Here is a 23,157-nt window from a genome sequence, read left to right on the forward strand (position 1 = left end):
GCTAAATGATGAGAGTTTCCACGTCACAATTTTATCAGTTTAGTACCAACAATATGGGCCGGCTGCAATCTGATGTTACCAAGCAGACGGAATATCTTTCTACCGGCAAGCAGGTGTTAACGGCAAAAGATGCCCCCGTCGGAAATTTGTCGCTGCTCGGCTTTAAAGAAGAGCTGATGTCGATAGAGCGTTTTAATAAAAATATTACCCAGGCAGAAAGCCGCAATAACCGTCAGGAAGTTGCCTTATCTAATGCCCAGGATATTTTGCTGCAGGTAAAAGATATAGTCATTCAGGCTAATAACGGTTCATACAGTGAAGAAGAATTTACCTCGCTTGCCCAGCAATTAAATTCCAGTCTGGATCAGCTGCTCGATGTCGGTAACACCAAAAGCGAGTCCGGCGAATATATTTTTGCCGGTTATCAGACCCAGCAAAGGCCATTTTCAATAGCCCCGGACAATAGCGTGAGTTATTCGGGGGACAATGGCCAGTCTGACTTGCAGATAGCACAAAATATTTATGTGCCGATCAACCAGGCCGGGGATGATGTCTTTATGCTGGTGGACAATATTGTCGGTGACTTTATGCCGACCTATACCGATAACCTGACAATACCGGTGGATGATATCGACCCTGAAGAGCCGGATATCTATGTTGAACGGGCGGTGGTTGTTGACCGTGAAACCTATAACGGCGCCGGTATGACCCCGGGGTTCCAGTTTGATTTCGCCGATGATGGTGCCGGCGGCATTGACGTGACGGTAACCGATGCCAATGGCGCGGGCGCCGCGGTTTACGGCCCGGCCACATATACCGCAGGGCAAGCCATTGCCTTTAACGGCATGGAGGTGAACATAGACGGCAATCCTTTGCCGGGAGATCAGTTCACCTTAAATGAGCAGGATAAAGTCAGTATCTATGACACCTTGAAAGATGCCATTGACTGGGTAGATGCTGCCAGCACGAACCTGAGTGATCCCAAACAGCATCAGGTGGATTACAACCATATTATTACCCAGCTCGACGAGGCTTTCAGTCACATCACCAACCAAAGGGCAGAAGTGGGCACAACACTTAAAACCATTGATACACAAAGAAATATTGCCCTGGATACCGAAGTGCTGGTGAACAGTTCGCGTGGTAAAATTGAAGATTTGGACTTTGCCGAAGCCATTTCGGTTTTTGAACAGCAGAAGCTGTCGCTCCAGGCTGCGCAGCAAACCTTTTCACAAATTCAGGGCTTAAGTCTGTTTAATTTCATCTAATACCTTTCTTTTTTTATAAGTGGCATCACCTTTGCATTCTTATAGTCAGAGAGTTAACAAAATGACGGTTTTATAACGTTTAACGCTTGTTTTTACTCGGTTTATGTCGGTGTTTTGACATTTATTTACCGCTTATGGTGGCAAAAGTTTGCCAGCGGCAAACGCCACCATCCGAACGGTTGATAACCGAAGAGCTAACAGGCAGGAACAAGCGTTAACGGCAAAGGTTGATTCTTAGACAACAACTTTTAACAACAACGTTTATCGGCAAAGCAATTTGAAGATAACAGAAGAGGCTTCACTTTGCAGGCTTCTAATAACGTAGAGATAATTGAAATCATTAGGAGTTTACTATGGCTTTATCAGTAGTTACCAATACCTCGTCAATTAACGCCCAGCGTAATTTGTCCAGATCCAGTGAAGGCTTGGCGACGTCCATGCAACGTTTATCTTCGGGTATGCGTATTAACAGTGCCCGTGATGATGCTGCGGGTATGCAGATCGCCAACCGTTTGACCTCTCAGGTAAATGGTCTCGGAGTGGCCCAGCGTAATGCCAACGACGGTATTTCTATGGCGCAAACCGCAGAAGGGGCGATGCAGGAATCTTCTTCTATTTTACAGCGTATGCGTGATTTGGCGCTGCAATCTGCCAACGGCTCTAACTCTTCTGAAGACAGGGACGCCCTGCAAAAAGAAGTGGCCGATTTACAGCAAGAATTAACCCGTATCGCCGAAACCACGAAATTTGGTGGTACCAGCTTGCTAGACGGTACTTTTGGTACCAAGCAGTTCCAGGTAGGGGCTAATGCCAATGAAACTATTAATGTTTCATTACAAAACATGTCTGCAGACCAGATAGGTGCTTATGAGGTCTCTGGAGTTGGTGCAACCGGTATAGGTGTTGCCGCCGTCGGTACCACCTTGGCAGCTCAGTTAACAGCTGGTGTGGCAGGGGATACCATGACAGTAAACGGCACCAGCGTGACTTATGCTGCAGCTGCCGGGGCGGCCACGATAGCAACTGCTATCAATGATGCCAATACCGGTGTTACCGCAACCGCCAATATTGATGTGACCATAGGTAATATGGTGGCTGCCGATGACGGTACCCTGGCATTGGGGGCCGACAGTTATGCCTTAGCTAACTATGGTGGCGATATTGACCGTTTAGCAGAGGATTTACAAGCAGATGGCTACGATGCTGTAGTCAATGATGCCGGTACCGAAATAAGGTTAAAAGCCGATGGTGTTGATGGTGTTGAAATCACCGGTGCTACGGCAGGCACCATTACATTAGATAACAATAATGTGGCGAGCGCCCCTGTGGCGGCAGTTACCGCAGGTAATGTTGCTATCGCTGCACAGCTGGATTTATCTTCATCAGAAAAAATTGGTATTTCCGGTGCTGCCGTAGATGATATTTTAGGTGGCGGCATGCTTGCTACCGGCGGATCAGGCGTTTTGAATAATGTCGAAACCATAGATATTTCCGGTACCGATGCTACCGGAGCACAAGATGCTATCAGTGTTATCGATGCGGCGCTGGCGCAAATTGATAAATCCCGTGCCGGTTTAGGTGCTGTGCAAAACCGTTTCAGCCACACTATTAGTAACCTGGCCAATGTTCAGGAAAATGTCTCCGCTTCTCGTAGCCGGATCCAGGATACTGATTTTGCCTCGGAAACGGCACAAATGACGAAAAACCAGATCTTACAGCAGGCTGGTACGTCGATTTTGTCGCAAGCAAACCAGATCCCTCAAGCAGCGGTTAGTCTGCTGGGGTAATGATTCAGTAAAGCCCATTTGGGCTGCTGAAATGACAAAAAGGAAAACTTCGGTTTTCCTTTTTGGTTTTCTGAGCAGGACAATTTTCCTTCATTAATAGCAACTTTCTGACTAGCTTAATTTTCATTTATCAACCTGAGTGCATTACCAGTCATTTTGTCAGCCAGAGGCTTTTATTCTTCTAGCCTGACTGGGGTTTTAGTTCCTGCTGCTTCTTTGCACCTCCAACCTTAACTTTTCTTTGGGCTCCCTTAAATCTGGATGAAAGTTTATTGCTATTCCGGTCACTTTTTTGACGATCTATGCGCTGCTTTTCAATCGGTTGAAAATACCGTCAAAAAAAACGCCCCTTTCTTTTATTTCGTTGATTTTTATGGTGTTTTTTGTTTTGGCCTGTTTTTTGCTCAACTACAGGTACCAGGAATGCCAAATTGCAGATAGATGATAAAAGAGCAGTTTGGTCGTAATAACTCCTGAGCAGCGATGGTTAAGCATTAACTGCACCTCGTGAGTACTCAGGAATTGAAAGACAGAGGCTTAGTTATGTGCGGGCTTCTAAAGTAAAAGATTAGGAGTTTTATTATGGCTTTATCAGTAATTACCAATACCGCATCGCTAAATGCCCAGCGTAATTTAGGTAAATCTAGCGATGGCTTAGCCACCTCAATGCAACGCTTGTCATCGGGGATGCGTATTAACAGCGCAAAAGACGATGCCGCCGGTATGCAAATTGCCAACCGCCTGACCTCGCAGATTAATGGTCTTGCGGTAGCCCAGCGTAATGCCAACGATGGTATTTCCATGGCACAAACTGCGGAAGGGGCGATGCAGGAGTCTTCATCCATATTACAGCGGATGCGTGACCTTGCCCTGCAATCCGCCAACGGTTCCAACTCTTCCGAAGACAGGGATGCGCTGCAAAAAGAAGTTGCCGATTTGCAACAGGAACTCACCCGGATCGCCGAAACAACCAAGTTCGGTGCCACCAGCTTACTGGACGGCTCTTTTGGAACCAAACAATTCCAGGTGGGCGCCAATGCCAATGAAACCATTAACGTTACTTTAAGGAATATGGCGGCAGATGTAATAGGCGCCAACCAAATTAATGGTGCGGGTACTGTTTTAGGGGATGTGCAAAACACTACCTTAGCCGCAAACATGAATACCACCGGGGATACCTGGAGCTTGAATGGCACAGCTGTGTCTTTTAATAACAATGATGGCGCATCAACCATTGCCAATAATATTAATGATGCCTCTGCCGGTGTTGATGCCAAGGCGGTGTTAACCACCCGAATTCAAGGATTGTCGGCTGCCGATGCAGGTACATTTAACGTTTATAAAAATGGTGCGGTAGAGGACACATTCCTACTTTCTTCTTATGGCGGTGATATGGAGCGGCTGACGGAAGATTTGCAGGCCGCAGGTTATAATGCCGTTTTTGATGCCGATTTAAATGGCGGCGCCGGGGGAATTGATGTTGTCGCAACGGGAGTAGACGGTTTTGAAGTGACCGCTTCAGCAGGGGCGACCATTGAAATGGGACCTCCGCCAACTCCCACTGCCGCCGGTGCCGGTGCTTTATCACATTCTGCCGAACTGCATCTATCATCTTCAGATAAAATCGGTATTTCTGGTACTACCGTAAATGAAGTGTTAGGAGGCACTATTGTCGCCGCCGGCGGGACAAGTTCATTAAACTCGGTAGAATCTATCGATATTTCAGGCATTGATTCATCAGGGGCACAATCTGCTATTGAAGTGATTGATGCGGCACTGGCACAAATTGATGAAAACCGTGCCGGTCTTGGTGCGGTACAAAACCGCCTAAGCCACACTATCAGTAACCTGGCCAATGTTGAAGAAAATGTTTCTTCTTCACGCAGTCGTATTCAGGATACTGATTTCGCCAAGGAAACCGCGATTATGACGAAAAACCAGATTTTGCAACAAGCCGGTACTTCTATTCTGTCGCAAGCAAACCAGATCCCGCAGGCGGCAGTAAGCCTGTTAGGTGGTTAATTTTTCATTAGCTGATTTGCGTTAGCTAAAGCCATGTTCCCTTCGGCTGCACGAGAGACTCCTGGTAGTGCAGCCACTTTTTCCTCTGAATATTTATCTTGCTTTATTTGACGTGCAACGCCCGTTTTACAGGCTTTCACTACGACTTATGCCTATTTGACTTAGTCATTTTTATTGCTGTTTGGTAATTTTTTAAAAAAAAGATTAAAGGTATTTTTCCCCTTGCCGTTAACACTTAATAGCAGGGGCTAGTAATCATTATCTCAGCACCTGATACAAACATAACGAGTTTATTACGACATGTAATCAGGAGTTTTAAAATGGCTTTATCAGTAATTACCAATACCGCGTCACTGAACGCACAACGTAACTTGTCTAGATCAAGTGAAGGCTTAGCCACCTCAATGCAACGTTTATCTTCTGGTATGCGTATTAACAGCGCAAAAGATGATGCTGCCGGCCTGCAAATTGCCAACCGTTTAACCTCGCAAATCAATGGCCTAGGCGTAGCACAACGAAATGCCAATGACGGTATTTCAATGGCACAAACCGCAGAAGGTGCGATGCAAGAATCTTCATCTATCTTACAGCGTATGCGTGACCTGGCTCTGCAATCTGCCAACGGTTCAAACGGTGCCGATGAACGTGATGCGCTGCAAAAAGAAGTTGCAGATTTGCAGCAAGAGCTTACACGTATCGCTGAGACAACTCAGTTTGGTGGCACTCAGTTACTAGATGGGTCATTTGGTACCAAACAGTTCCAGGTAGGGGCGAATGCTAATGAAACGATCAATGTATCTTTAAAAGATATTTCAGCCGATCAGGTTGGTGCTTATGAAGTTCAGGGCGGGGCCGTTGGTTTAGGTAAGATCGCTACGGCACAAACCTTAAATGCGGGACTAACCGCAGACCAAGCTAATACAGGTATTACCTTAAACGGTACGGCTGTAACTTATGCTGCTGCCAGTGGGGCCGGAACGATAGCAGACGCGATTAATGCCGCAGCTACAGGGGTTACTGCAACGGCTGAGCTGGATGTGACGCTTACTGGCTTGTCTTCGGCCGATACAGGTACCATTGAAATGAGAAAAGGTGGCGGTGGTGCCACTATTGTTGACAGTTATGTGTTAGCTGATTTTGGTGGCGATAGCGACCGCTTAGTCGAGCAAATGCAGGCGGATGGTTATGATGCGGTCAACGATAATGGTACCATAACGCTAAAAGCAACCGATGTTGATGGCATTAACATCAGTGGCGGTACTGCCGGTTCCACTATCACCCTGGAAAATAATTTAGTCGCTACCCAGGTGGCAGGTACCAACGCAGACATTTCAGTAGCCGCTGAACTGAAGTTATCTTCACCGGATCAAATTGGTATTTCCGGTACCGATGTTGATGACATTTTAAACTTAGCCGCTACTGGTGGTAATGGTGCGCTGACAACTGTCGAAAGTATCGATATTTCAGGTACCGATTCTACAGGTGCACAGGCTGCGATAAATACTATTGATGCAGCATTGGCACAGATTGATAACCAACGGGCTACCTTAGGTGCGGTACAGAACCGTTTCAGTCATACAATTAGTAACTTGTCTAATGTTTCTGAAAATGTGTCAGCATCACGTAGCCGTATCCAAGATACCGATTTCGCTTCTGAAACGGCGCAAATGACTAAAAACCAGATCTTGCAACAAGCCGGTACCTCGATTTTGGCACAGTCGAACCAGTTGCCACAAGCGGCGCTTAGTTTAATCGGGTAATTTATTACAAGTTAAGCATCGAAAAGGAAGGCGTTTTTATAGCCTTCCTTTTATGCTTTAAGTACTTTTACCCTAACCTTGATTTTTAGCCTTTGTTTAGGCAATGTGATTAAAGTTGCTGAAACATTAATCGTTAATGGCCTGGTTATTAAGTAGCTAAACGTCAGGGTAAAGCGTAAAATGGTAATAAAGGAGTAAGAAATGAGTAATGTACTAAACGGACAGCAAGCGATTAATAACCTGAATTTTGATTTAGGCAAATCTTCTGCTGCCGCTCAGGCGGATAATGCTCAGGTTAACTCTCAGGCTCATACTGAAGCCGCTAAAGCTGAGCTAAAAAACGAACGTCAGCAGACTATTAATACTGAGCGGCAAAAGGCAACCAATAAAGCTGAGCAAGCTTTAGGCACCGGCAGCGATGCAGAATCGGAAAAACCACAAGTTAATAGCGAACAGCTTGAGGTTGTGGCGCAAAAATTGCAAGAGTTTGTCAGTGGTATGAACCGCGGCCTGGAATTTTTAGTCGATGAAGATTCCGGTCGTGACGTGATTAAAGTTATCGATAAAAATACCGGCGACTTGGTCAAACAGTTCCCTTCAGAGGAAGTGCTGGAATTGGTTGCTAACTTGACGGAAGCCACTGGAAATTTTGTTGATTCAAAAATTTAATAGAATCTGTATCTGAGATTTATTATTCGTGCTCTTAAATTAAGCTAGGTAAAATGGTGTTATTATGGCTGGTATATCATTTCCCGGGGTAGGTTCCGGATTACAAGTAAGTGAAATTGTTACTGCAATTGTTAACGCAGAAAAAGTGCCATATCAAAACCGGGTTACCCAAAAGCAAGCCGAATTTACGACCGATATTTCTGCCGTAGGCTCATTAAAGTCAGCTTTGCAAGAAGTGAATACTTCTCTGGAAGCTTTGGGTGATGCCGATAACTACCAGCAACGTAAAGCCACCGGTCGCGATGACTTTATTGGTATAGATACCACCAAAGATGCTGCTGTTGGCAATTATTCCATTGAAGTAAAAGCCTTATCTCAATCTCATAAATTAATGTCCGGTGCTATCGACAGTTCAGCTGCTGTAGGTGAAGGTACTATGACTATTGCTGTTGACGGTGACAGTTTTGACATCGCCACTACTGCCACGACTACCCTCAGTGAATTACGTGATTTAATTAACGATAGCGAGTCTAATGATTCCGTTGTCGCGACCATAATTACCGATGGTACCGATCAGCATTTGGTACTTAACAGTAAAGAAACCGGTGTCAGTAGTGAAATAAAGATCACCGTTGATGATAATGACGGTAATGATACTGACGGTACGGGCTTGTCTCAGCTCGCTTATGATGCCTTGGCTGCGACTCCGGTATTAAACCTGTCAGAAGTAGATAAGGCACAGGATGCTGAAATTATTATTGATGGCAGTGTAACGGTAAACAGCAGTACTAATGAGTTTAAAGATGCCATCGACGGCGTAACCATCACCGCAAATAAAGCGCATGACATTGCCGGTGGCGATGATTTAAGTAAGGCGACAATCTCCGAAGATAATAGCAACGTGGCTACCGGCATCAATGCCTTTATAGAAAGTTTTAATGCCCTGGTTGATCTCAGTAAGCAGTTGGGAGCTTCAGAAGATGGCGCTGTAGGTGCATTAGCCGGTGATTCCATGTTGCGTAATGTGATGACGAAAATCCGCTCTCAATTTACCACTGATTTTGAAACCGGCGTTAGCAGCTCAGGCAAGACTACGCACTCTATGCTGGCTGAGCTTGGGGTACGCACAGAACGTAGCGGACACTTGAGTTTAGATTCTGATGCTCTAAATGATATACTTGATGCGGATCCAAGTGATGTACAAAACTTTTTTGTCGGCACGGATACCGGTACCGGTTTTGTTGAAAGTATGGATGATTTGATTGGTTTTTATACCGAATCTGATGGCTTAATTGATAGGCGTGTTGAGGGTAACAATACCCAGATTTCCAAGTTAGAAAAAGATGTTGAAGCATTTAATATTAAAATGGATGCTCTGGAAGCTCGTTTATATGCCCAATACAATTCTATGGATACCTTAGTTGCACAACTAAATAATACCGGCAGTTATATTACCCAACAGCTAGATAATATGCCGGGTGTGGTAAAAGACTCTTAATTTTTCAAAAACTATCCCTGCAAAACCAGTTACTCCCAGATTAACTGGTTTTATTCTCAAGCCTTAATTTGGCAAGCATAGCTGGTTTTAGTCATTTTTTCATTCCTTCAATAGTCCCTGTGCATTGTTATCAACAGAGCTTGACCTCCTCAAAAAGCAATGATGTTTTTCCTTATTGGCCTTTTTCTTGCTGAACCCAATGAGATGGCATTTTTTTGTCGTTTTCTGCCGGGAGAGTAGAGTAAGTGGTTTGAATACTTCTTGTACTGCGTTGTTATCGGTGGGGAGTCTTATTAAATGGAGCAGTTGTATGAAAACCATTATAAAAACAAACATGAGTAAAGTAACTAAGGGCATAGTCTCAATCGGCTTGTTCAGCGCTATTTTAGCAGTCTCAACTTATGCCAATGCAGGTTTATTTCTTCGTGATGGCGGCATGGTTTATGATGATGTCTTAGATATCACCTGGTTGCAGGATGCTGATTATGGGAGAACATCTGGTTATTATGCCGGCAAGGGAATGACTTGGGAGCAGGCCAATGTTTGGGCAAATGATTTGGTTTATGGCGGATATGATGACTGGCGTCTATTTAATGCCGCACCAGATGACTCAAATTGTTCTCACTCAAGAGTTAGTGATGCAGGAATTAGTGCAAACTTTGGTGCTAATTGCACTAAGAATGAATTTGCGCACCTCTTTTACGAAGATTTTGGGCTAACTGAATCCCAGTCCCTGGCTGATATGGCTGATGCTACGGGGCAAGAGCTTAGCAACTATAACTTATTTGAAAATATTCCGATCACTAATTATTGGTCAGCTACAGATTACGCCCCTCTGGCTACCAGTGCGTTTTACTTTAATCCCACTAATGGTCATCAAAGCTTTGGCAGTAAAGATTATAAGCTAACCGCTTGGGCTGTTCGTGATGGCGATGTGACCAAGACCGGCGTAGTAAGTGAAGTGCCTGAACCCGGCTCATTAGCTTTATTAGGGTTGGCGGTATTGGCTTTAAGTACACGCCGTTATAATCGATAGTCAGCGTGTAATGCTCAGTTTTTCCTTTGCTAGCGAGCAATAAGGCTAATTAAGAATCGCTTTGTCTTAGTTGTTATTTCAAAGCGAGTTCAGTTCCCCTATTTATTAATAAATCTATTTCAAAGTTTATCTGTTGTCAGGAGTCATTTTTCCTGATTTTGAATATTAAATGGAGTATCAAGATGAAAACCAAACTAAAACAGCTTGCTCAGGCAAGTGTATTATTAACTACCTTAATAGCATCAACCCAGGCAAGTGCCAGCTTAATCGTAAGAGATGGCGGCATGGTTTATGACGATGTTCTCGATATTACTTGGCTATTAGATGCTAATTATGCCAAAACATCGGGTTATGCTGCTGACAATCAAAATGGCAGTGCAAATTCGACATCAACGAATATCCAAGCCGATGGCCGCATGGGCTGGGATGCGGCAATAACCTGGAGTGAACAACTTGTTTATGCTGGTTTTGATGACTGGCGCTTGCCGACTTTACAGCCTCTTAGTTGTGCCGGTCAAACAAACTGTACCGATGATTTTAACTACCCATTTGCTTATGACGGCAGCAGAGACCATGGCAGTAATATTACCAGCCCAATGTCTGAACTTGCTTATATGTTTAATGTTAATCTTGCGTTGCCTGGTCAATGTGATCCGGTATTATCAACAGCGGATACCTGTGTAACAAATGATGCCTGGACCCGTTATTACCAACAAAATATTCCTGCTAGTTTTATTGACGCTGCCACGGGAGATACCGTAGAGGTAGATAATCTGATGGGAGAGCGTTACTGGTATGATCTAGAGTATAAGAATAATATTGGCGTAAGTTCATGGGTTTTTGGCATGTATGATGGTTCGCAAGGGCACAATGGCAAGTCAAATAGTATGTATGCCTGGGCAGTACGCGATGGTGATGTCGCAAACTCAGCGGGCAGTGAAGTGCCTGAACCTGGTTCTCTGGCGTTATTCGGTTTAGTTATGTTAGGTTTGGGAGCAAGGCGTTTTACTTCTGCCTCCAACTAGTCAATATGCTAAAGTGAATTACCAAGTTACCGTCAAAAACAAAGCCCCGTTAGGGGCTTTGTTTTATCTGAGTGAGGGAAAAACGTAGAGAATAAATCTCTATATGAGGTTGCAATAAAGGTAATTTTTATAAATAACTGTCAGGAGAAGTAAAGGAATTTCTTGGGATAATGGCGAAGCTATTTATTACCTTTATAGGCATTAACCGCCTTTTGATTCTTTTTAAAACCTACCAATTGGTCTGCTACTGTTTGCTTGTATTCGTTGCAGCGTGTCAATATTTGCCGATCGAGTTGTTGTAGGGTATTTAATAACGGATTTTCTGCCTGATAAGCATTTTTGTCATAAGCCTGAAAAAAATGCTGCACACCCGCAAACCTCTGCTCTTCTTTCTTGGCGAGTAAGAGCACATCAATTTCTTCTGCCTGAGTAATTGCCAGTATTTCTTCAGATAAGGCGATCAACGCCAGTAGCTCCTGTTTTAGGGCTTGTGCTGGCGTTTGCTCTGTGTTTATTGCAGGCTCTGTAGTCATACTTTTAGGCGTTTATTACAGTGAATCAGGTTAAACCGATTCAAAGCTAACTTTATCCTGCTCTTCTTTAGGAATGCTGTCCCAGCCGGCTTTTATCGGCAATAAAATTTGAATGATCTCATCCAGCAAGGCTTCATCATTGTTGGTGTTGGCTTCCACCAGTTTATCCGAGCAGAAAATATAAAGATCGGACAGGTTACGGGAAATATCCCCGCCTTGTTCAAAATCCAGTGAACCCTGCAGTACCCCTATGATGGTAATCGCCTTTGACAACAAATCACCTTTTTTGGCGTGATCTTTCTGCTGGATAGCTCCTTTCGCTGAAGCAATATTACCCAGTAATTTTTGGAACAGCATGGCCACGAGCTGGTAAGGGTTTGCTTCTTTCGCCGCGCTCACCGTAGTTTGCTGATATTTTTTAACTGATATATGTGCCATAAGTGTACTCCACCAAGTGTCCGCTACTTCATCTTAACAGTGTAAGAAATACCGGTAAACTTGTCATTTGATATTTGATTAATCCGGCACTTGCCTGACTAATACCTGAATTATTGCTATTTGTTATTAATAAGCATTTATTATGCCTGTTTTTATCGTTTTAGTGTTTTTTACTGGTTTTAAGTAAAAATAACACATCATCCGCTTTGATATACCTTATATAACGGCGAAAGGTGAATTTTCTCCAATGAATTTAGCAAAAGTCTTGTTTAAACATCGGTAAAGTTACTCTCCTTTGCTGTTAGTTTACTTGTTCTGGCCTTTTATTAAATGCTTATATGAATTTATTCAAATCAAAGTCAAAAAAATGTCATTGCCCGTAAAAAGCGTCATAAATTTGTTGCTAATTTTGTTCTACTCGCTAAAATCACATAATACGTGATATAAATTAGTGGTTTATCAGGGTATTATGCAAGAGCAAAAACATATAATAGTGGTTGATAGCGATGACGCCAGGCGTGGGCAAGTTGAAACGGTTTTGTCTTTTGTCGGTGAGCACTACTATGCCCTGGATGAAGGCCGGTTATCCGCTTACCTGCTGGATAAGACCACCACAGGCTCCGCTGCTAAAACCAGGGAGAATCATCCTGTATTAACCGTGATCCTCTGCGGCCGGTTGTCTCCTGAACTGGTACAAACGGTACAGCAATATCCGGCGATCCCTTTTGTTATTCACGATGTCTTAGATCAACAGCCGTTAACGTCCTGCGTCAATATTATCGGTGAATTAAAAAAACCGCTCAATTATGCCCAGCTGACCGAACTGATCCATCATTGTCACCAGTATCATAATAAACTACCGTCCAAACAGGGCAAGAATAAGCCTGCTACCGCCTTGTTCCGCTCACTGGTAGGCGTCAGTGAAGCCATGAACCAGGTACGCTTTTTAATCGAGCAGGTGGCCGATACCAATGCCACGGTTTTGGTCTTGGGGGAGTCGGGCACAGGTAAAGAAGTGGTGGCTCGCAATATTCACGATCTTTCCGATCGTTCAGGTGCGGCTTTTGTGCCGGTGAACTGTGGCGCCATTCCGGGAGACTTGCTGGAAAGTGAGCTGTTTGGTCATGAAAAAGGGGCCTTTACCGGCGCCATTTCTGCCCGTAAGGGACGTTTTGAGTTGGCGGAAGGCGGTACCCTGTTCCTTGATGAAATCGGGGATATGCCGCAACCTATGCAGGTGAAGCTGTTAAGAGTCCTGCAGGAGCGCACTTTCGAGCGGGTAGGGGGCAGCAAAAGCATTAAGGCGGATGTCCGTATTATTGCCGCCACCCACCAGCAGCTTGAAGGCATGATCAAAACCGGGGATTTTCGTGAAGATTTGTTTTACCGCTTAAATGTCTTCCCCATCGAAACCCCGGCGCTTAGAGAGCGTCAGGAAGATGTGCCGCTATTGTTGCAGGAGTTGGTGAAACGTTTCGAGCAGGAGCAGGGGCATAGTGTCCGCTTCACCGATCAGGCAATAGAGTCACTGCAGCAGCATCCCTGGTCCGGAAACGTCAGGGAATTGTCGAATTTAATCGAACGTATGATCATCATGTACGGCGACCAGGTGGTCAATGTCAGTGAGCTTCCGGCCAAATACCGCCATATAGAAGTAGAAGAATACCAGCCTGAATACCCGGAAGAGCTGCAGGAAAGAGAAGCTATTAACGAGTTGTTTTCCGGTTTCGACTATGACGAAGAGGATGAAAGCACTGCGCCGGGTACAGAGTCATTTGGCAGTTTTGATGCATTTCCGCAGGAAGCTTCAACCGATGGTTTATTACCGGCTGAAGGCTTGAACCTGAAAGAGCATTTGGCCGAGTTAGAAGTTTCCCTGGTTACCCAGGCATTAGAGCGTCATGACTGGGTGGTAGCCCGGGCGGCTGAGCTTCTGGGTATGAGACGTACCACCTTAGTGGAGAAAATGCGTAAATATCAGCTGCAAAAAGACAGTGACTAAGCGAAGCATTACACCAGGTAATTGCTCATCCAAATATAGTGTTAGATAAGAGGCCTGTTCTGCTGTTATATGAGCAGAGCAGGCTTCGCCATTTTACTGCCGACCATTACCTAAAGCGACCAACCACAGGCCGGTATTGATAAACTTCCCGCCCCAGCCAATTTATTGACAAGGCTTTTCTTTAAATAATCCCTAGTAATTCACTGTAAATAAAGGAAAAAATTATTGGCACAGAAGCTGCATTGCTGAACTCGTGATTATTTATTGAGTGAAGTCTTATGGCAGTTGCATTACATAAAACGACTGAAAATTTTTTCAACCAAGGCGATGTGTCGTTTCATTATCAAAGAAACGCCCTGCAGCAAGAAGCCTATCCGGGGGAATTAGAGCAGTTACGTCAGCAAAGCGGTCAGTACGGACAGATCATTGATGTCATGCCTACGGGTATGGTGATGCTCGACGGTGACGGCGTGGTGGTTAAAATCAACAAGGTTGCCAGGCTGCTGCTCGATGAACCTATTTTAGGCCAACCCTGGTTTGACGTTATCCGCCGCTCGTTCAAACCCCGTGCCGATGACTGGCATGAAGTCTCGTTAAAAGACGGTCGCCGGGTAAAACTGGAAATTACCACCTTAGGGGATCAGCCGGGCCAGCTTATTATGATCACAGATCTTACCGAAACCCGTTTGCTGCAGGATAAAATGGCGCAGATGCAGCGCTTATCTTCCCTGGGGCGCATGGTATCTTCCCTGGCACACCAAATCCGTACGCCGTTGTCTGCGGCCATGTTGTACGGCGCCAATTTGAGTAACGGCAAGTTAAACGACCAGGCCCGGGATAATTTTCAGAGTAAGCTCATGTCGCGGCTGCAGGATCTGGAGCAACAGGTTAACGACATGCTGTTATTTGCCAAAAGCGGCAAGGAGCAGGTGGTGAATGCCCTCTCGGTGAATGACATTATTGAAGAATCCGTTGCCGGTATTGATGTGCTGGCGATAAAAGAAAAAGCGCAAATCACCGTGCTGCCCTGTGAAGGCGACTGCCAGATTTTGGGTAATAAAACCGCGCTCAGCGGCGCTATCCAAAACCTGATCCATAACAGCTTACAGGTAATGGAGCAGCAAGGTGAAATTACCATTGCCAGCCGCTGTACCAGCTCACATGCCTTGATCAGTGTCCGGGACAACGGCCCGGGAATCAGCAAAATACAGGCAGAAAAAATATTCGAGCCTTTTTATACCTCAAAGGTGCATGGCACAGGTTTAGGCCTGGCCGTGGTCAAAGCGGTGGCCAATGCCCATCACGGCAGTGTGCACTTGATCAGCAGCCCGGGTGAAGGGGCTAACTTTTGTTTAAAAATTCCGTTACTGACAAACCAGCCACAAGGGCAAGTGTCAGCAACAACAGAACAACCTATAGAGCGACCCCAGGAGGCAGCCTTATGATCACCAGTAAATTATTAGTGGTTGAAGACGACGCAGGCTTACGTGAAGCCTTAGTTGATACCTTATTATTAGCCGGTTATCAGTGCCTTGAAGCCGAATCCGGTGAAGCAGCCTTGTTGCAGCTTAAAAATCAGCATATCGACCTTGTCGTCAGCGACGTTAATATGGGTGGTATGTCGGGTTTGTCTTTGCTGAAAAGCATTAAGAGCAACTACCCCAATATGCCGGTACTTTTGATGACGGCATACGGTACCATAGACGATGCGGTGCAGGCCATGAAAGACGGCGCCTGTAACTATATGGCCAAACCTTTTGCGCCAGAAGTGTTATTAAATATGGTTTCGCAATATGTGCCGCTGCAGGTGGTGAACCATGAAGCGCCGATTGCCGAAGATGTCCGCTCGAAAGAGTTGCTGACCCTGGCCCAGAAAGTGGCCTCAACCGATGCCTCTGTAATGGTCTTGGGGCCAAGCGGCTCGGGTAAAGAAGTACTGGCGCAATTTGTCCATTATAATTCTCCCCGTGCGGATCAGCCGTTTGTCGCCATTAACTGTGCGGCGATACCGGAAAATATGCTCGAAGCCACCTTGTTCGGTTATGAAAAAGGCGCCTTTACCGGTGCTATTCAGGCCTGTCCGGGTAAGTTTGAGCAGGCGCAGGGCGGTACCATCCTGCTGGATGAAATCACTGAGATGGATTTAGGCCTGCAGGCGAAAATCCTTCGGGTATTGCAGGAGCGGGAAGTCGAGCGCCTGGGCGGGCGTAAAACCATTAGCCTGGATGTGCGGGTGATTGCCACCAGTAACCGCGATCTTAAAGAAGCGGTTGCCGAAGGCGTATTCCGTGAAGATTTATATTATCGTTTAAATGTTTTTCCGCTGACCTGGCTGCCGCTGGGACAACGCCGGGATGATATTTTACCGTTGGCGAAACATCTGGTGAAACGTCACAGTCAAAAAAATGGCAATAGTCATACCGAGATTGAATTCTCCCCCGCTGCCCGCAGCAAGCTCATTGCTTATCAGTGGCCGGGTAATGTCCGCGAGCTGGATAATGTGATCCAAAGGGCGCTGATATTACACACAGATAATGTGATCGATGCCACAGATTTGCTCATTGAAAACTTTGATACCATGAGTATTAATACCAGCCTTAATCACCAGCCGGTGCAGGCACAGGTACAGCAGGCACAACCGGTCGTTCCGGCGGCTGACGATAAACTCGGCAGCGAGCTGAAATTGCAGGAGCATCAGATCATTCTCGATACCTTGCAAACCTGCCGCGGCAGCCGTAAGGAAGTGGCGGACCGTTTAGGCATAAGCCCGCGTACCTTAAGGTATAAAATTGCCCGAATGCGCGACAGCGGTATCCAGATCCCGGCATAACATAAGGATAAAACAGGCCATTGAACTGTCAAAGTGATGCCTTGAAGCGTTAACCCCGGGGTTAGCGCTTTTGTTTATCTCTTTCTTCCAACAAGCAGCACTCTCGCTGCTTGTTTTTTGATAATTTCACCCGGCGTTAAATTATCGTCATTGTTTTTACTGTTACCAGCCTCAATCAAGTTGTTGTTTTTAATTGTTTATTTTTGTTGTTTTATTTTGGCATTACCTTTGCATCATTAGGCTTATATCAGTAAGCACAAGAAATTGACATAAGCGAGTAAGCCATGGATATTACAAACAATTCCCTATACGCACAGATGCAGAGCATGTCTCTGGAGGCGGCAGGTAATAATATCACCTCGATGCCTAAAGTGAATCAATCTTCAAGTGACTTTGGCAACATCCTCCAGGATGCGGTAAAATCCGTGAACGAACTGCAAAAAGATGCGGGCGCGAAGAAAACAGCGTTTGAATTGGGCGACCGAAGTGTTACCCTCGCTGAAACTATGATTGCCAGTCAAAAGGCCGGTATTGCCTTTGATGCAACGGTTCAGGTACGCAACAAGTTTGTCGAAGCATATAAAGAAATTATGAGTATGCCTGTTTAAGACAGTGGCTAAGCAAATAAACGGGTAAACGGAGAAGTACAGTGGCAGATACATCAGGTTCAACAGGTTTAGCAGTGGCCGACGGCGGCGCGGATTTAATTGCTTCGGAAAATGGCGATAACATTGAAGAGCAAAAGTCCGGCTTTGCCGCCAGCCTGGGTAATGTTGATGTTTTACGTCAAATTACTCTGGTGATGGCGCTGGCCATTTGTCTGGCCATCGCGGTATTTGTCATTATGTGGGCTAACCAGCCGGAATACCGTATGCTGACTAAATTGCCTACCGAGCAATTAATCGAAACCATGGATTTTCTTGACGCCAACAAGGTGGAGTATCGCCAGGAAAGCAATACCATCTCGGTACCCGCCGAAGATTATCAAAACATTAAGCTGTTGCTGGCCCGCGAAGGGTTAACCGATGAACCCAAAGAAGGTTCGGAAATTCTGATGCAGGATATGGGCTTTGGCGTCAGTCAGCGCCTGGAAAGCGAGCGCTTAAAACATGGCCGCGAGCAGCAACTGGCCAGAACCATAGAAGAATTACAGTCTATTTCCCGTGCCAAGGTATTACTGGCGATCCCAAGAGAAAATGTTTTTGCCCGCCGGGCAAAAAGTCCCTCGGCAACCGTTGTGCTGACCATGCAAAGAGGCCGGGTATTGGCAGAAGAGGAAGTGGATGCCGTGGTCGATATTATTGCCTCGGCGGTACAGGGGTTAGATCCTAACCGGGTGACGGTAACCGATCAAAACGGCCGCTTGCTTAATTCCGGCAGCCAGGACTCTATTTCCTCCCGCTCACGTAAAGAGTTTGAAATCGAACAAAAACGTGAGCAGGAATATATGGATAAAATCGATACTATCCTGATCCCTGTGGTTGGCCTGGGTAATTATACCGCTCAGGTGGATGTTACTATGGATTTTACCAATACCGAAGAAACCCAGCGCCGCTATAACTCAGACTTACCTGCGTTGCGCAGTGAGATGAAGGTAGAAGATAATTCTATCGGCGGCGTGTTAGGCGGCATTCCCGGCGCCCTGACCAACCAGCCGCCGCTGGAGTCGGACATTCCTGAAAATGCCCTGGGTAATAATCAGCAAAGAACCATGCCCAGCCGTAAGCATACCGAGTCGACGAAGAATTACGAGTTAGATGAAGCTATCAGCCATACCAAGCAGCAGGCGGGGGTGATTCGCCGCATCAGTGTCTCGGTGGCGCTGGATTACCTGCCGTCGACGCCGGCAGAAGGTGAGCCGACTATGGTGCCGCGCTCGGTACAGGAGCTGGCCAATATCCGCCGTTTGCTTCAGGGCAGCATAGGGTTTGACCTGCAGCGCGGTGATGTGCTTGAAGTGGTCACCCTGCCGTTCTCCCGTGCCGATTTAGGGGTACAGGTTGAGCCGCCGATTTATGAGCAGCCCTGGTTTATGAAAATGGTCAAACTGGTGTCCGGCGCCTTAGTGATCATCGTCTTGATTGTTGCGGTTGTCCGTCCTATGCTCAAACGTTTAATCTACCCGGATCAGTCGCCGGCGGATTATGGTGATAAGTCACTGGACAGCCATATAGATCTGGGCGATGAAACCATGGATATGTTAACCTCAGATTTTGACGCCGGTGCGGTAGGATTTGCGCCGGATGGTAGCCTGCAATTACCGGATCTGCACAGAGACGAAGATGTCCTTAAAGCGGTACGGGCATTGGTGGCAAATGAACCTGAATTATCCTCCCAGGTTGTGAAAAGTTGGTTGAGCGAAGATGAGTGATGAAATCCAAGAATTAGCGCCTATGGCGCCGGGCTTTGATGTTGATAAACTTGACGGCATCGAGCGGGCGGCCATTTTATTACTGAGCTTGTCTGAAGAAGATGCGGCCCAGATCTTAAAGCACTTAGAGCCCAAGCAGGTGCAGCAAGTGGGTATGGTGATGGCGGGTATGGAAGACTTTACCCAGGAAAAAATCACTGCGGTCCATAAGCTGTTTATCAATGAAATCCAGAACTTCAGTACCATAGGCTTCCAGAGTGAAGAATTTGTCCGTAAAGCATTAACGGCGGCCTTAGGTGAAGATAAAGCCGGTAACCTGATTGACCAGATCATCATGGGCAACGGCGCCAAAGGTCTGGATTCCTTGAAATGGATGGACTCAAAGCAAGTAGCAAATATTATCCGCAACGAGCATCCGCAAATCCAAACCATAGTATTGTCCTATTTAGAGCCGGAGCAATCGGCGGAAATCCTCGGTCAGTTTGCCGATAAGGTCCGCCTGGATCTGATGATGCGTATCGCCAACCTTGAAGAAGTCCAGCCGGCGGCCTTGCAGGAATTAAACGAGATCATGGAAAAACAATTTGCCGGTCAGGCAGGCGCCCAGGCTGCGAAGATGGGTGGTCTCAAAGCCGCGGCAGATATCATGAACTACTTAGATACCAATGTTGAAGGTATGTTGATGGACTCTATCCGTGAACACGACGAAGAAATGAGTCAGCAAATTCAGGATCTGATGTTTGTCTTTGAAAATCTTGCCGATGTTGATGACCGCGGTATCCAGGCCATTCTGCGCGATGTGCAGCAAGACGCCCTGATGAAAGCAATTAAAGGCGCTGATGAAGCCCTGAAAGAGAAAATTCTTAATAACATGTCTAAACGTGCGGCAGAAATGCTGGCGGATGATCTCGAAGCTATGGGGCCGGTGCGTATCAGTGAAGTGGAAGCGGCGCAGAAAGAGATCTTATCTGTGGCCAGACGCTTATCCGATGCCGGTGAAATCATGCTTGGCGGCGCCGGTGGCGGCGATGAGTTCCTCTAATCTACAGTTAATTTCAATGCTATATTTGCCGGCTGCCACGGCCGGCTGTTCCTTTAAGGCTTTTTTATGAGTAATGACATTCGCCCCACCGTGCACCAGGTGATCAAAAAGCAATCCGAGGAAGGTTTAGATGTCTGGCCTTTGCCTACGGTGGAAAAACCGTTGACGCCGGAGGAAGAAGCGAAAACCAATGCCATTGGCAAGAAAAGCAACTGGCGCTATGAGCCCCCGGAAGAAATTGAGGTGGAAGAGCCGCAGCCGCTGACGGCAGAAGAAATCGAAGAAATCCGCCAGGCGGCCCATGAAGAAGGTTTCAGCCAGGGCAAAGAAGAAGGCTTTGCCAAGGGTTATGAAGAAGGCTTGGCTAAGGGACATGAAGAAGGGCTGGCCAAGGGCCATGAAGAAGGCGTGGCCACCGGATTGGAAGCGGGTAAAGAGACCATAGACGGCTTAAGCCAGAACTGGCAAATGATGATCGAGCAGCTGCATCACCCTATGGCCAATGTCGATAAAAATATCGAAGAGCAGTTGCTGGCGCTGGTGGCGCAATTAACCGAAGCCGTGGTATTGCAGGAAGCGAAAACCAATCCCGATATTTTGATGGCGGCGATCAGCACCGGCATCAAGGTTTTGCCCGGACAGGAAACACAAACTCAGATCCATTTGCATCCCGAAGATATCCGCCTGGTGGAGCAGCAATTTGGCAGCGAGCATATTCACGAAAGCGGCTGGCGCTTGTTACCGGCGCCGCAGCTGGAGCGGGGCAGTTGCCAGATTGAAAATAGTACCTCCAATATCGACTTACAGATAAAATCCCGTTTAAAGCAGGTGCTGGACAGCTTTCTCGAACAGGCCTTGCACCAATAAGATCACCTCGGGTAAGTTTTGCCAACCATTGACGATAATTCAGGTCTAAGTAAATTACCGGGTCTTTGCCTTGGCATATTTGAAATGTTGGAGCATTTCTTGCAGAAAATTTGGCAATAAACCTTGTTCGTTATTTTTGTCAAAGAGTTGTCATGGTCGATACCGCCCGTATTACACAAAGGCTGCAAGCCTGCCAGCAATATATCCACCCCTATAAACAGTCGGTTGCCGGCCGCCTGGTGCGGGTGGTGGGCCTGACCCTGGAAGCCGTAGGCGTTAAAGCGCCTGTGGGCAGCCAGTGCCTGGTAGAAACCTCCCAGGGAGATCTGATCGCCGAGATTGTCGGTTTTTCCCAGGACAAAACTTATCTGATGCCGGAGCAAAGCGTGCAGGGCGTTTTACCGGGTGCCCGGGTACTGCCGTTATCCACTAAGGCCAAATTGCCGCTCTCCATGGATTTGCTCGGACGGGTTATTGACGGTGTCGGTAATCCCCTCGACGGCAAAGGGCCGATCAAAAACAGCGACAGTTATCATTACAATACCCGGCCGATCAACCCCTTATCCCGCCGGGCGATATCCCAGCCCCTGGATGTCGGGGTACGCTCCATCAACAGTTTTATTACCGTAGGCCAGGGCCAGCGTATGGGGCTTTTTGCCGGCTCAGGGGTCGGTAAAAGTGTGCTGCTGGGCATGATGACCCGGGGCACCACCGCCGATGTGATAGTCGTTGGCCTGGTCGGTGAGCGTGGCCGTGAAGTAAAAGAATTTATTGAAGAGATCCTTGGCGAAGAAGGCCGGGCAAGATCTGTGGTAGTGGCGGCGCCTGCAGATAATTCACCGCTCATGCGCCTTAAGGGCTGTGAAACCGCGGTACAGATCAGCGAATATTTTCGCGATCAGGGGCTTAATGTCCTGCTGTTATTAGACTCGCTTACCCGTTACGCCCAGGCCCAGCGGGAAATCGCACTGGCGGTGGGCGAGCCGCCGGCAACCAAAGGCTACCCGCCTTCGGTGTTTTCCAAGCTGCCGCAACTGGTAGAGCGGGCCGGTAACGGCGGCGAAGGGCAGGGCTCCATTACCGCCTTTTATACCGTACTGACTGAAGGGGATGATTTGCAAGACCCCATCGCCGATGCCTCACGGGCGATATTGGACGGTCATATCGTACTGTCACGGGCGCTGGCAGATGCCGGTCACTTCCCGGCAGTGGATGTCGAAGCTTCCATCAGCCGGGTAATGCCTATGGTAACCAGTGACGAACACCAGCAATTGGCGCGTAATTTAAAGCAGGTCTATTCCTTGTACCAGCAAAATAAAGACTTGATTGCCATTGGCGCCTACAGCAAAGGCAGCGATCCGCGTATCGATCAGGCAATCCAGTTGCTGCCGGTGATCAATTTCTTCCTGCAGCAAAAAATGCGTGAAGTGATCCCCTATGATCAAAGCCTGACCCAGTTGCAGGAAATTATTTCCGCTGCCCAGGCCAATGCCAATAATCAACAGGGTGCAGCTGCCCAGCAAGCAGCTGGTGCTTAAAAAACGGTGCTAGGATAAGATGTTATGCCGATGAGACAGTTAAACACCCTGCTTAAATTTGAGCAGGATAAAGAAGCCACCGCCGCTCAGAAATTGCAGGCGGCAGAGCTGGATTACCAGCAGAACCTGCAAAGGTTAACCGGGGTGCAGGATTATCGCCTGGAGTATATGAAGCGCTTAAGTCAGCGCTCACTTTCGGGGATAGACAGTGCCACCTACAGTCATTTTCATGGTTTTATTGCCAAACTCGACCATGCCGCCGAGCAGGTACAGATCGCCATTAAACAGGCAAAATCTATGCTGGAACTGAGAAAGAAACAATGGCTGGCACAACGCCAGAAAGTGAAGGCGGTGGAGCACCTTAAAGAACAGCAATTAAAGAAAGTCGCTGTGCTCGCGGAAAAGCGCGAACAGAAAATGTTTGATGAAATTGCCACCCAACAGTTTATCCGCCGTAACTATTAGGATTCA

Annotated in this window: 19 protein-coding genes; 17 read left to right on the forward strand and 2 right to left on the reverse strand. The window is 46.8% G+C overall.

Annotated features, from left to right (window positions below; translation table 11 throughout):
• Nucleotides 1–5 precede the first annotated feature (5 nt).
• The 8 genes from flgL (at nt 6) to QL234_RS04075 (ending at nt 11,065) form a co-directional block, all read left to right on the forward strand.
• Nucleotides 6–1,268, forward strand: coding sequence for a flagellar hook-associated protein FlgL (flgL, locus tag QL234_RS04040; protein ID WP_281556560.1), 1,263 nt, complete (start codon nt 6–8; stop codon nt 1,266–1,268).
• A gap of 353 nt (nt 1,269–1,621) precedes the next feature.
• Nucleotides 1,622–3,055 carry a flagellin gene (locus tag QL234_RS04045; protein ID WP_281556561.1) on the forward strand — a complete coding sequence of 478 codons (1,434 nt, stop codon included), beginning with the start codon at nt 1,622–1,624 and terminating at the stop codon, nt 3,053–3,055.
• A 582-nt stretch (nt 3,056–3,637) separates the two neighbouring features.
• On the forward strand, nt 3,638–5,077 hold the full coding sequence (locus QL234_RS04050; protein ID WP_281556562.1) for a flagellin: 1,440 nt from the start codon (nt 3,638–3,640) through the stop codon (nt 5,075–5,077).
• Nucleotides 5,078–5,397: 320 nt separating this feature from the next.
• Nucleotides 5,398–6,837 (forward strand): flagellin, encoded by a 1,440-nt coding sequence (locus QL234_RS04055; protein WP_281556563.1) that lies wholly within the window; start codon nt 5,398–5,400, stop codon nt 6,835–6,837.
• 201 nt (nt 6,838–7,038) lie between these two features.
• Nucleotides 7,039–7,506 (forward strand): flagellar protein FlaG, encoded by a 468-nt coding sequence (locus QL234_RS04060; protein WP_281556564.1) that lies wholly within the window; start codon nt 7,039–7,041, stop codon nt 7,504–7,506.
• Nucleotides 7,507–7,570: 64 nt separating this feature from the next.
• Nucleotides 7,571–9,004 (forward strand): flagellar filament capping protein FliD, encoded by a 1,434-nt coding sequence (fliD, locus tag QL234_RS04065; protein WP_281556565.1) that lies wholly within the window; start codon nt 7,571–7,573, stop codon nt 9,002–9,004.
• Between the two features lie 310 nt (nt 9,005–9,314).
• The gene (locus tag QL234_RS04070; RefSeq protein WP_281556566.1) at nt 9,315–10,040 is read left to right on the forward strand and encodes a DUF1566 domain-containing protein; all 726 of its coding nucleotides are present in this window, start codon (nt 9,315–9,317) and stop codon (nt 10,038–10,040) included.
• Between the two features lie 182 nt (nt 10,041–10,222).
• Nucleotides 10,223–11,065, forward strand: coding sequence for a PEP-CTERM sorting domain-containing protein (locus QL234_RS04075; RefSeq protein ID WP_281556567.1), 843 nt, complete (start codon nt 10,223–10,225; stop codon nt 11,063–11,065).
• A gap of 179 nt (nt 11,066–11,244) precedes the next feature.
• On the opposite strand, the gene QL234_RS04080 is transcribed toward QL234_RS04075, so the two are convergent.
• Nucleotides 11,245–11,529, reverse strand: a complete 285-nt coding sequence (locus tag QL234_RS04080) for a hypothetical protein (RefSeq protein ID WP_281556568.1) — start codon at nt 11,527–11,529, stop codon at nt 11,245–11,247.
• A 99-nt stretch (nt 11,530–11,628) separates the two neighbouring features.
• Nucleotides 11,629–12,036, reverse strand: a complete 408-nt coding sequence (fliS, locus tag QL234_RS04085) for a flagellar export chaperone FliS (RefSeq protein ID WP_281556569.1) — start codon at nt 12,034–12,036, stop codon at nt 11,629–11,631.
• Between the two features lie 469 nt (nt 12,037–12,505).
• Here fliS and QL234_RS04090 point away from each other — a divergent pair, with 469 nt between their 5' ends.
• The 9 genes from QL234_RS04090 (at nt 12,506) to fliJ (ending at nt 23,151) form a co-directional block, all read left to right on the forward strand.
• The gene (locus QL234_RS04090; RefSeq protein WP_281556570.1) at nt 12,506–14,038 is read left to right on the forward strand and encodes a sigma-54 dependent transcriptional regulator; all 1,533 of its coding nucleotides are present in this window, start codon (nt 12,506–12,508) and stop codon (nt 14,036–14,038) included.
• A gap of 278 nt (nt 14,039–14,316) precedes the next feature.
• Nucleotides 14,317–15,483 carry an ATP-binding protein gene (locus QL234_RS04095; RefSeq protein ID WP_281556571.1) on the forward strand — a complete coding sequence of 389 codons (1,167 nt, stop codon included), beginning with the start codon at nt 14,317–14,319 and terminating at the stop codon, nt 15,481–15,483.
• The gene (locus tag QL234_RS04100; RefSeq protein WP_281556572.1) at nt 15,480–16,868 is read left to right on the forward strand and encodes a sigma-54 dependent transcriptional regulator; all 1,389 of its coding nucleotides are present in this window, start codon (nt 15,480–15,482) and stop codon (nt 16,866–16,868) included. Before QL234_RS04095 ends, QL234_RS04100 begins: the two co-directional genes overlap by 4 nt.
• Before the next feature lie 284 nt (nt 16,869–17,152).
• The gene (gene fliE, locus QL234_RS04105; RefSeq protein ID WP_281556573.1) at nt 17,153–17,476 is read left to right on the forward strand and encodes a flagellar hook-basal body complex protein FliE; all 324 of its coding nucleotides are present in this window, start codon (nt 17,153–17,155) and stop codon (nt 17,474–17,476) included.
• A 41-nt stretch (nt 17,477–17,517) separates the two neighbouring features.
• Complete coding sequence (gene fliF, locus QL234_RS04110) at nt 17,518–19,239, forward strand: flagellar basal-body MS-ring/collar protein FliF (protein ID WP_281556574.1); 1,722 nt, start codon at nt 17,518–17,520, stop codon at nt 19,237–19,239.
• Nucleotides 19,232–20,281 (forward strand): flagellar motor switch protein FliG, encoded by a 1,050-nt coding sequence (gene fliG / locus QL234_RS04115; RefSeq protein WP_044830667.1) that lies wholly within the window; start codon nt 19,232–19,234, stop codon nt 20,279–20,281. The genes fliF and fliG overlap by 8 nt, the downstream gene beginning before the upstream one ends.
• A 66-nt stretch (nt 20,282–20,347) precedes the next feature.
• The gene (fliH, locus tag QL234_RS04120) at nt 20,348–21,148 is read left to right on the forward strand and encodes a flagellar assembly protein FliH (RefSeq protein ID WP_281556575.1); all 801 of its coding nucleotides are present in this window, start codon (nt 20,348–20,350) and stop codon (nt 21,146–21,148) included.
• A gap of 152 nt (nt 21,149–21,300) precedes the next feature.
• The gene (gene fliI / locus QL234_RS04125) at nt 21,301–22,686 is read left to right on the forward strand and encodes a flagellar protein export ATPase FliI (protein ID WP_281556576.1); all 1,386 of its coding nucleotides are present in this window, start codon (nt 21,301–21,303) and stop codon (nt 22,684–22,686) included.
• 30 nt (nt 22,687–22,716) lie between these two features.
• Nucleotides 22,717–23,151, forward strand: a complete 435-nt coding sequence (gene fliJ, locus QL234_RS04130; protein ID WP_281556577.1) for a flagellar export protein FliJ — start codon at nt 22,717–22,719, stop codon at nt 23,149–23,151.
• Nucleotides 23,152–23,157: the final 6 nt, after the last annotated feature.

Source organism: Thalassomonas sp. RHCl1 (assembly GCF_947387555.1).
Classification (GTDB): domain Bacteria; phylum Pseudomonadota; class Gammaproteobacteria; order Enterobacterales; family Alteromonadaceae; genus Thalassomonas.

What these genes read in the sequence shown, in the direction of transcription:
- flgL (WP_281556560.1), top strand. Translation starts at nt 6, where the DNA reads ATGATGAGAGTTTCCACGTCACAATTTTATCAGTTTAGTACCAACAAT.
- QL234_RS04045 (WP_281556561.1), top strand. Translation starts at nt 1,622, where the DNA reads ATGGCTTTATCAGTAGTTACCAATACCTCGTCAATTAACGCCCAGCGT.
- QL234_RS04050 (WP_281556562.1), top strand. Translation starts at nt 3,638, where the DNA reads ATGGCTTTATCAGTAATTACCAATACCGCATCGCTAAATGCCCAGCGT.
- QL234_RS04055 (WP_281556563.1), top strand. Translation starts at nt 5,398, where the DNA reads ATGGCTTTATCAGTAATTACCAATACCGCGTCACTGAACGCACAACGT.
- QL234_RS04060 (WP_281556564.1), top strand. Translation starts at nt 7,039, where the DNA reads ATGAGTAATGTACTAAACGGACAGCAAGCGATTAATAACCTGAATTTT.
- fliD (WP_281556565.1), top strand. Translation starts at nt 7,571, where the DNA reads ATGGCTGGTATATCATTTCCCGGGGTAGGTTCCGGATTACAAGTAAGT.
- QL234_RS04070 (WP_281556566.1), top strand. Translation starts at nt 9,315, where the DNA reads ATGAAAACCATTATAAAAACAAACATGAGTAAAGTAACTAAGGGCATA.
- QL234_RS04075 (WP_281556567.1), top strand. Translation starts at nt 10,223, where the DNA reads ATGAAAACCAAACTAAAACAGCTTGCTCAGGCAAGTGTATTATTAACT.
- fliS (WP_281556569.1), bottom strand. Translation starts at nt 12,036, where the DNA reads ATGGCACATATATCAGTTAAAAAATATCAGCAAACTACGGTGAGCGCG.
- QL234_RS04090 (WP_281556570.1), top strand. Translation starts at nt 12,506, where the DNA reads ATGCAAGAGCAAAAACATATAATAGTGGTTGATAGCGATGACGCCAGG.
- QL234_RS04095 (WP_281556571.1), top strand. Translation starts at nt 14,317, where the DNA reads ATGGCAGTTGCATTACATAAAACGACTGAAAATTTTTTCAACCAAGGC.
- QL234_RS04100 (WP_281556572.1), top strand. Translation starts at nt 15,480, where the DNA reads ATGATCACCAGTAAATTATTAGTGGTTGAAGACGACGCAGGCTTACGT.
- fliE (WP_281556573.1), top strand. Translation starts at nt 17,153, where the DNA reads ATGGATATTACAAACAATTCCCTATACGCACAGATGCAGAGCATGTCT.
- fliG (WP_044830667.1), top strand. Translation starts at nt 19,232, where the DNA reads ATGAGTGATGAAATCCAAGAATTAGCGCCTATGGCGCCGGGCTTTGAT.
- fliH (WP_281556575.1), top strand. Translation starts at nt 20,348, where the DNA reads ATGAGTAATGACATTCGCCCCACCGTGCACCAGGTGATCAAAAAGCAA.
- fliI (WP_281556576.1), top strand. Translation starts at nt 21,301, where the DNA reads ATGGTCGATACCGCCCGTATTACACAAAGGCTGCAAGCCTGCCAGCAA.
- fliJ (WP_281556577.1), top strand. Translation starts at nt 22,717, where the DNA reads ATGAGACAGTTAAACACCCTGCTTAAATTTGAGCAGGATAAAGAAGCC.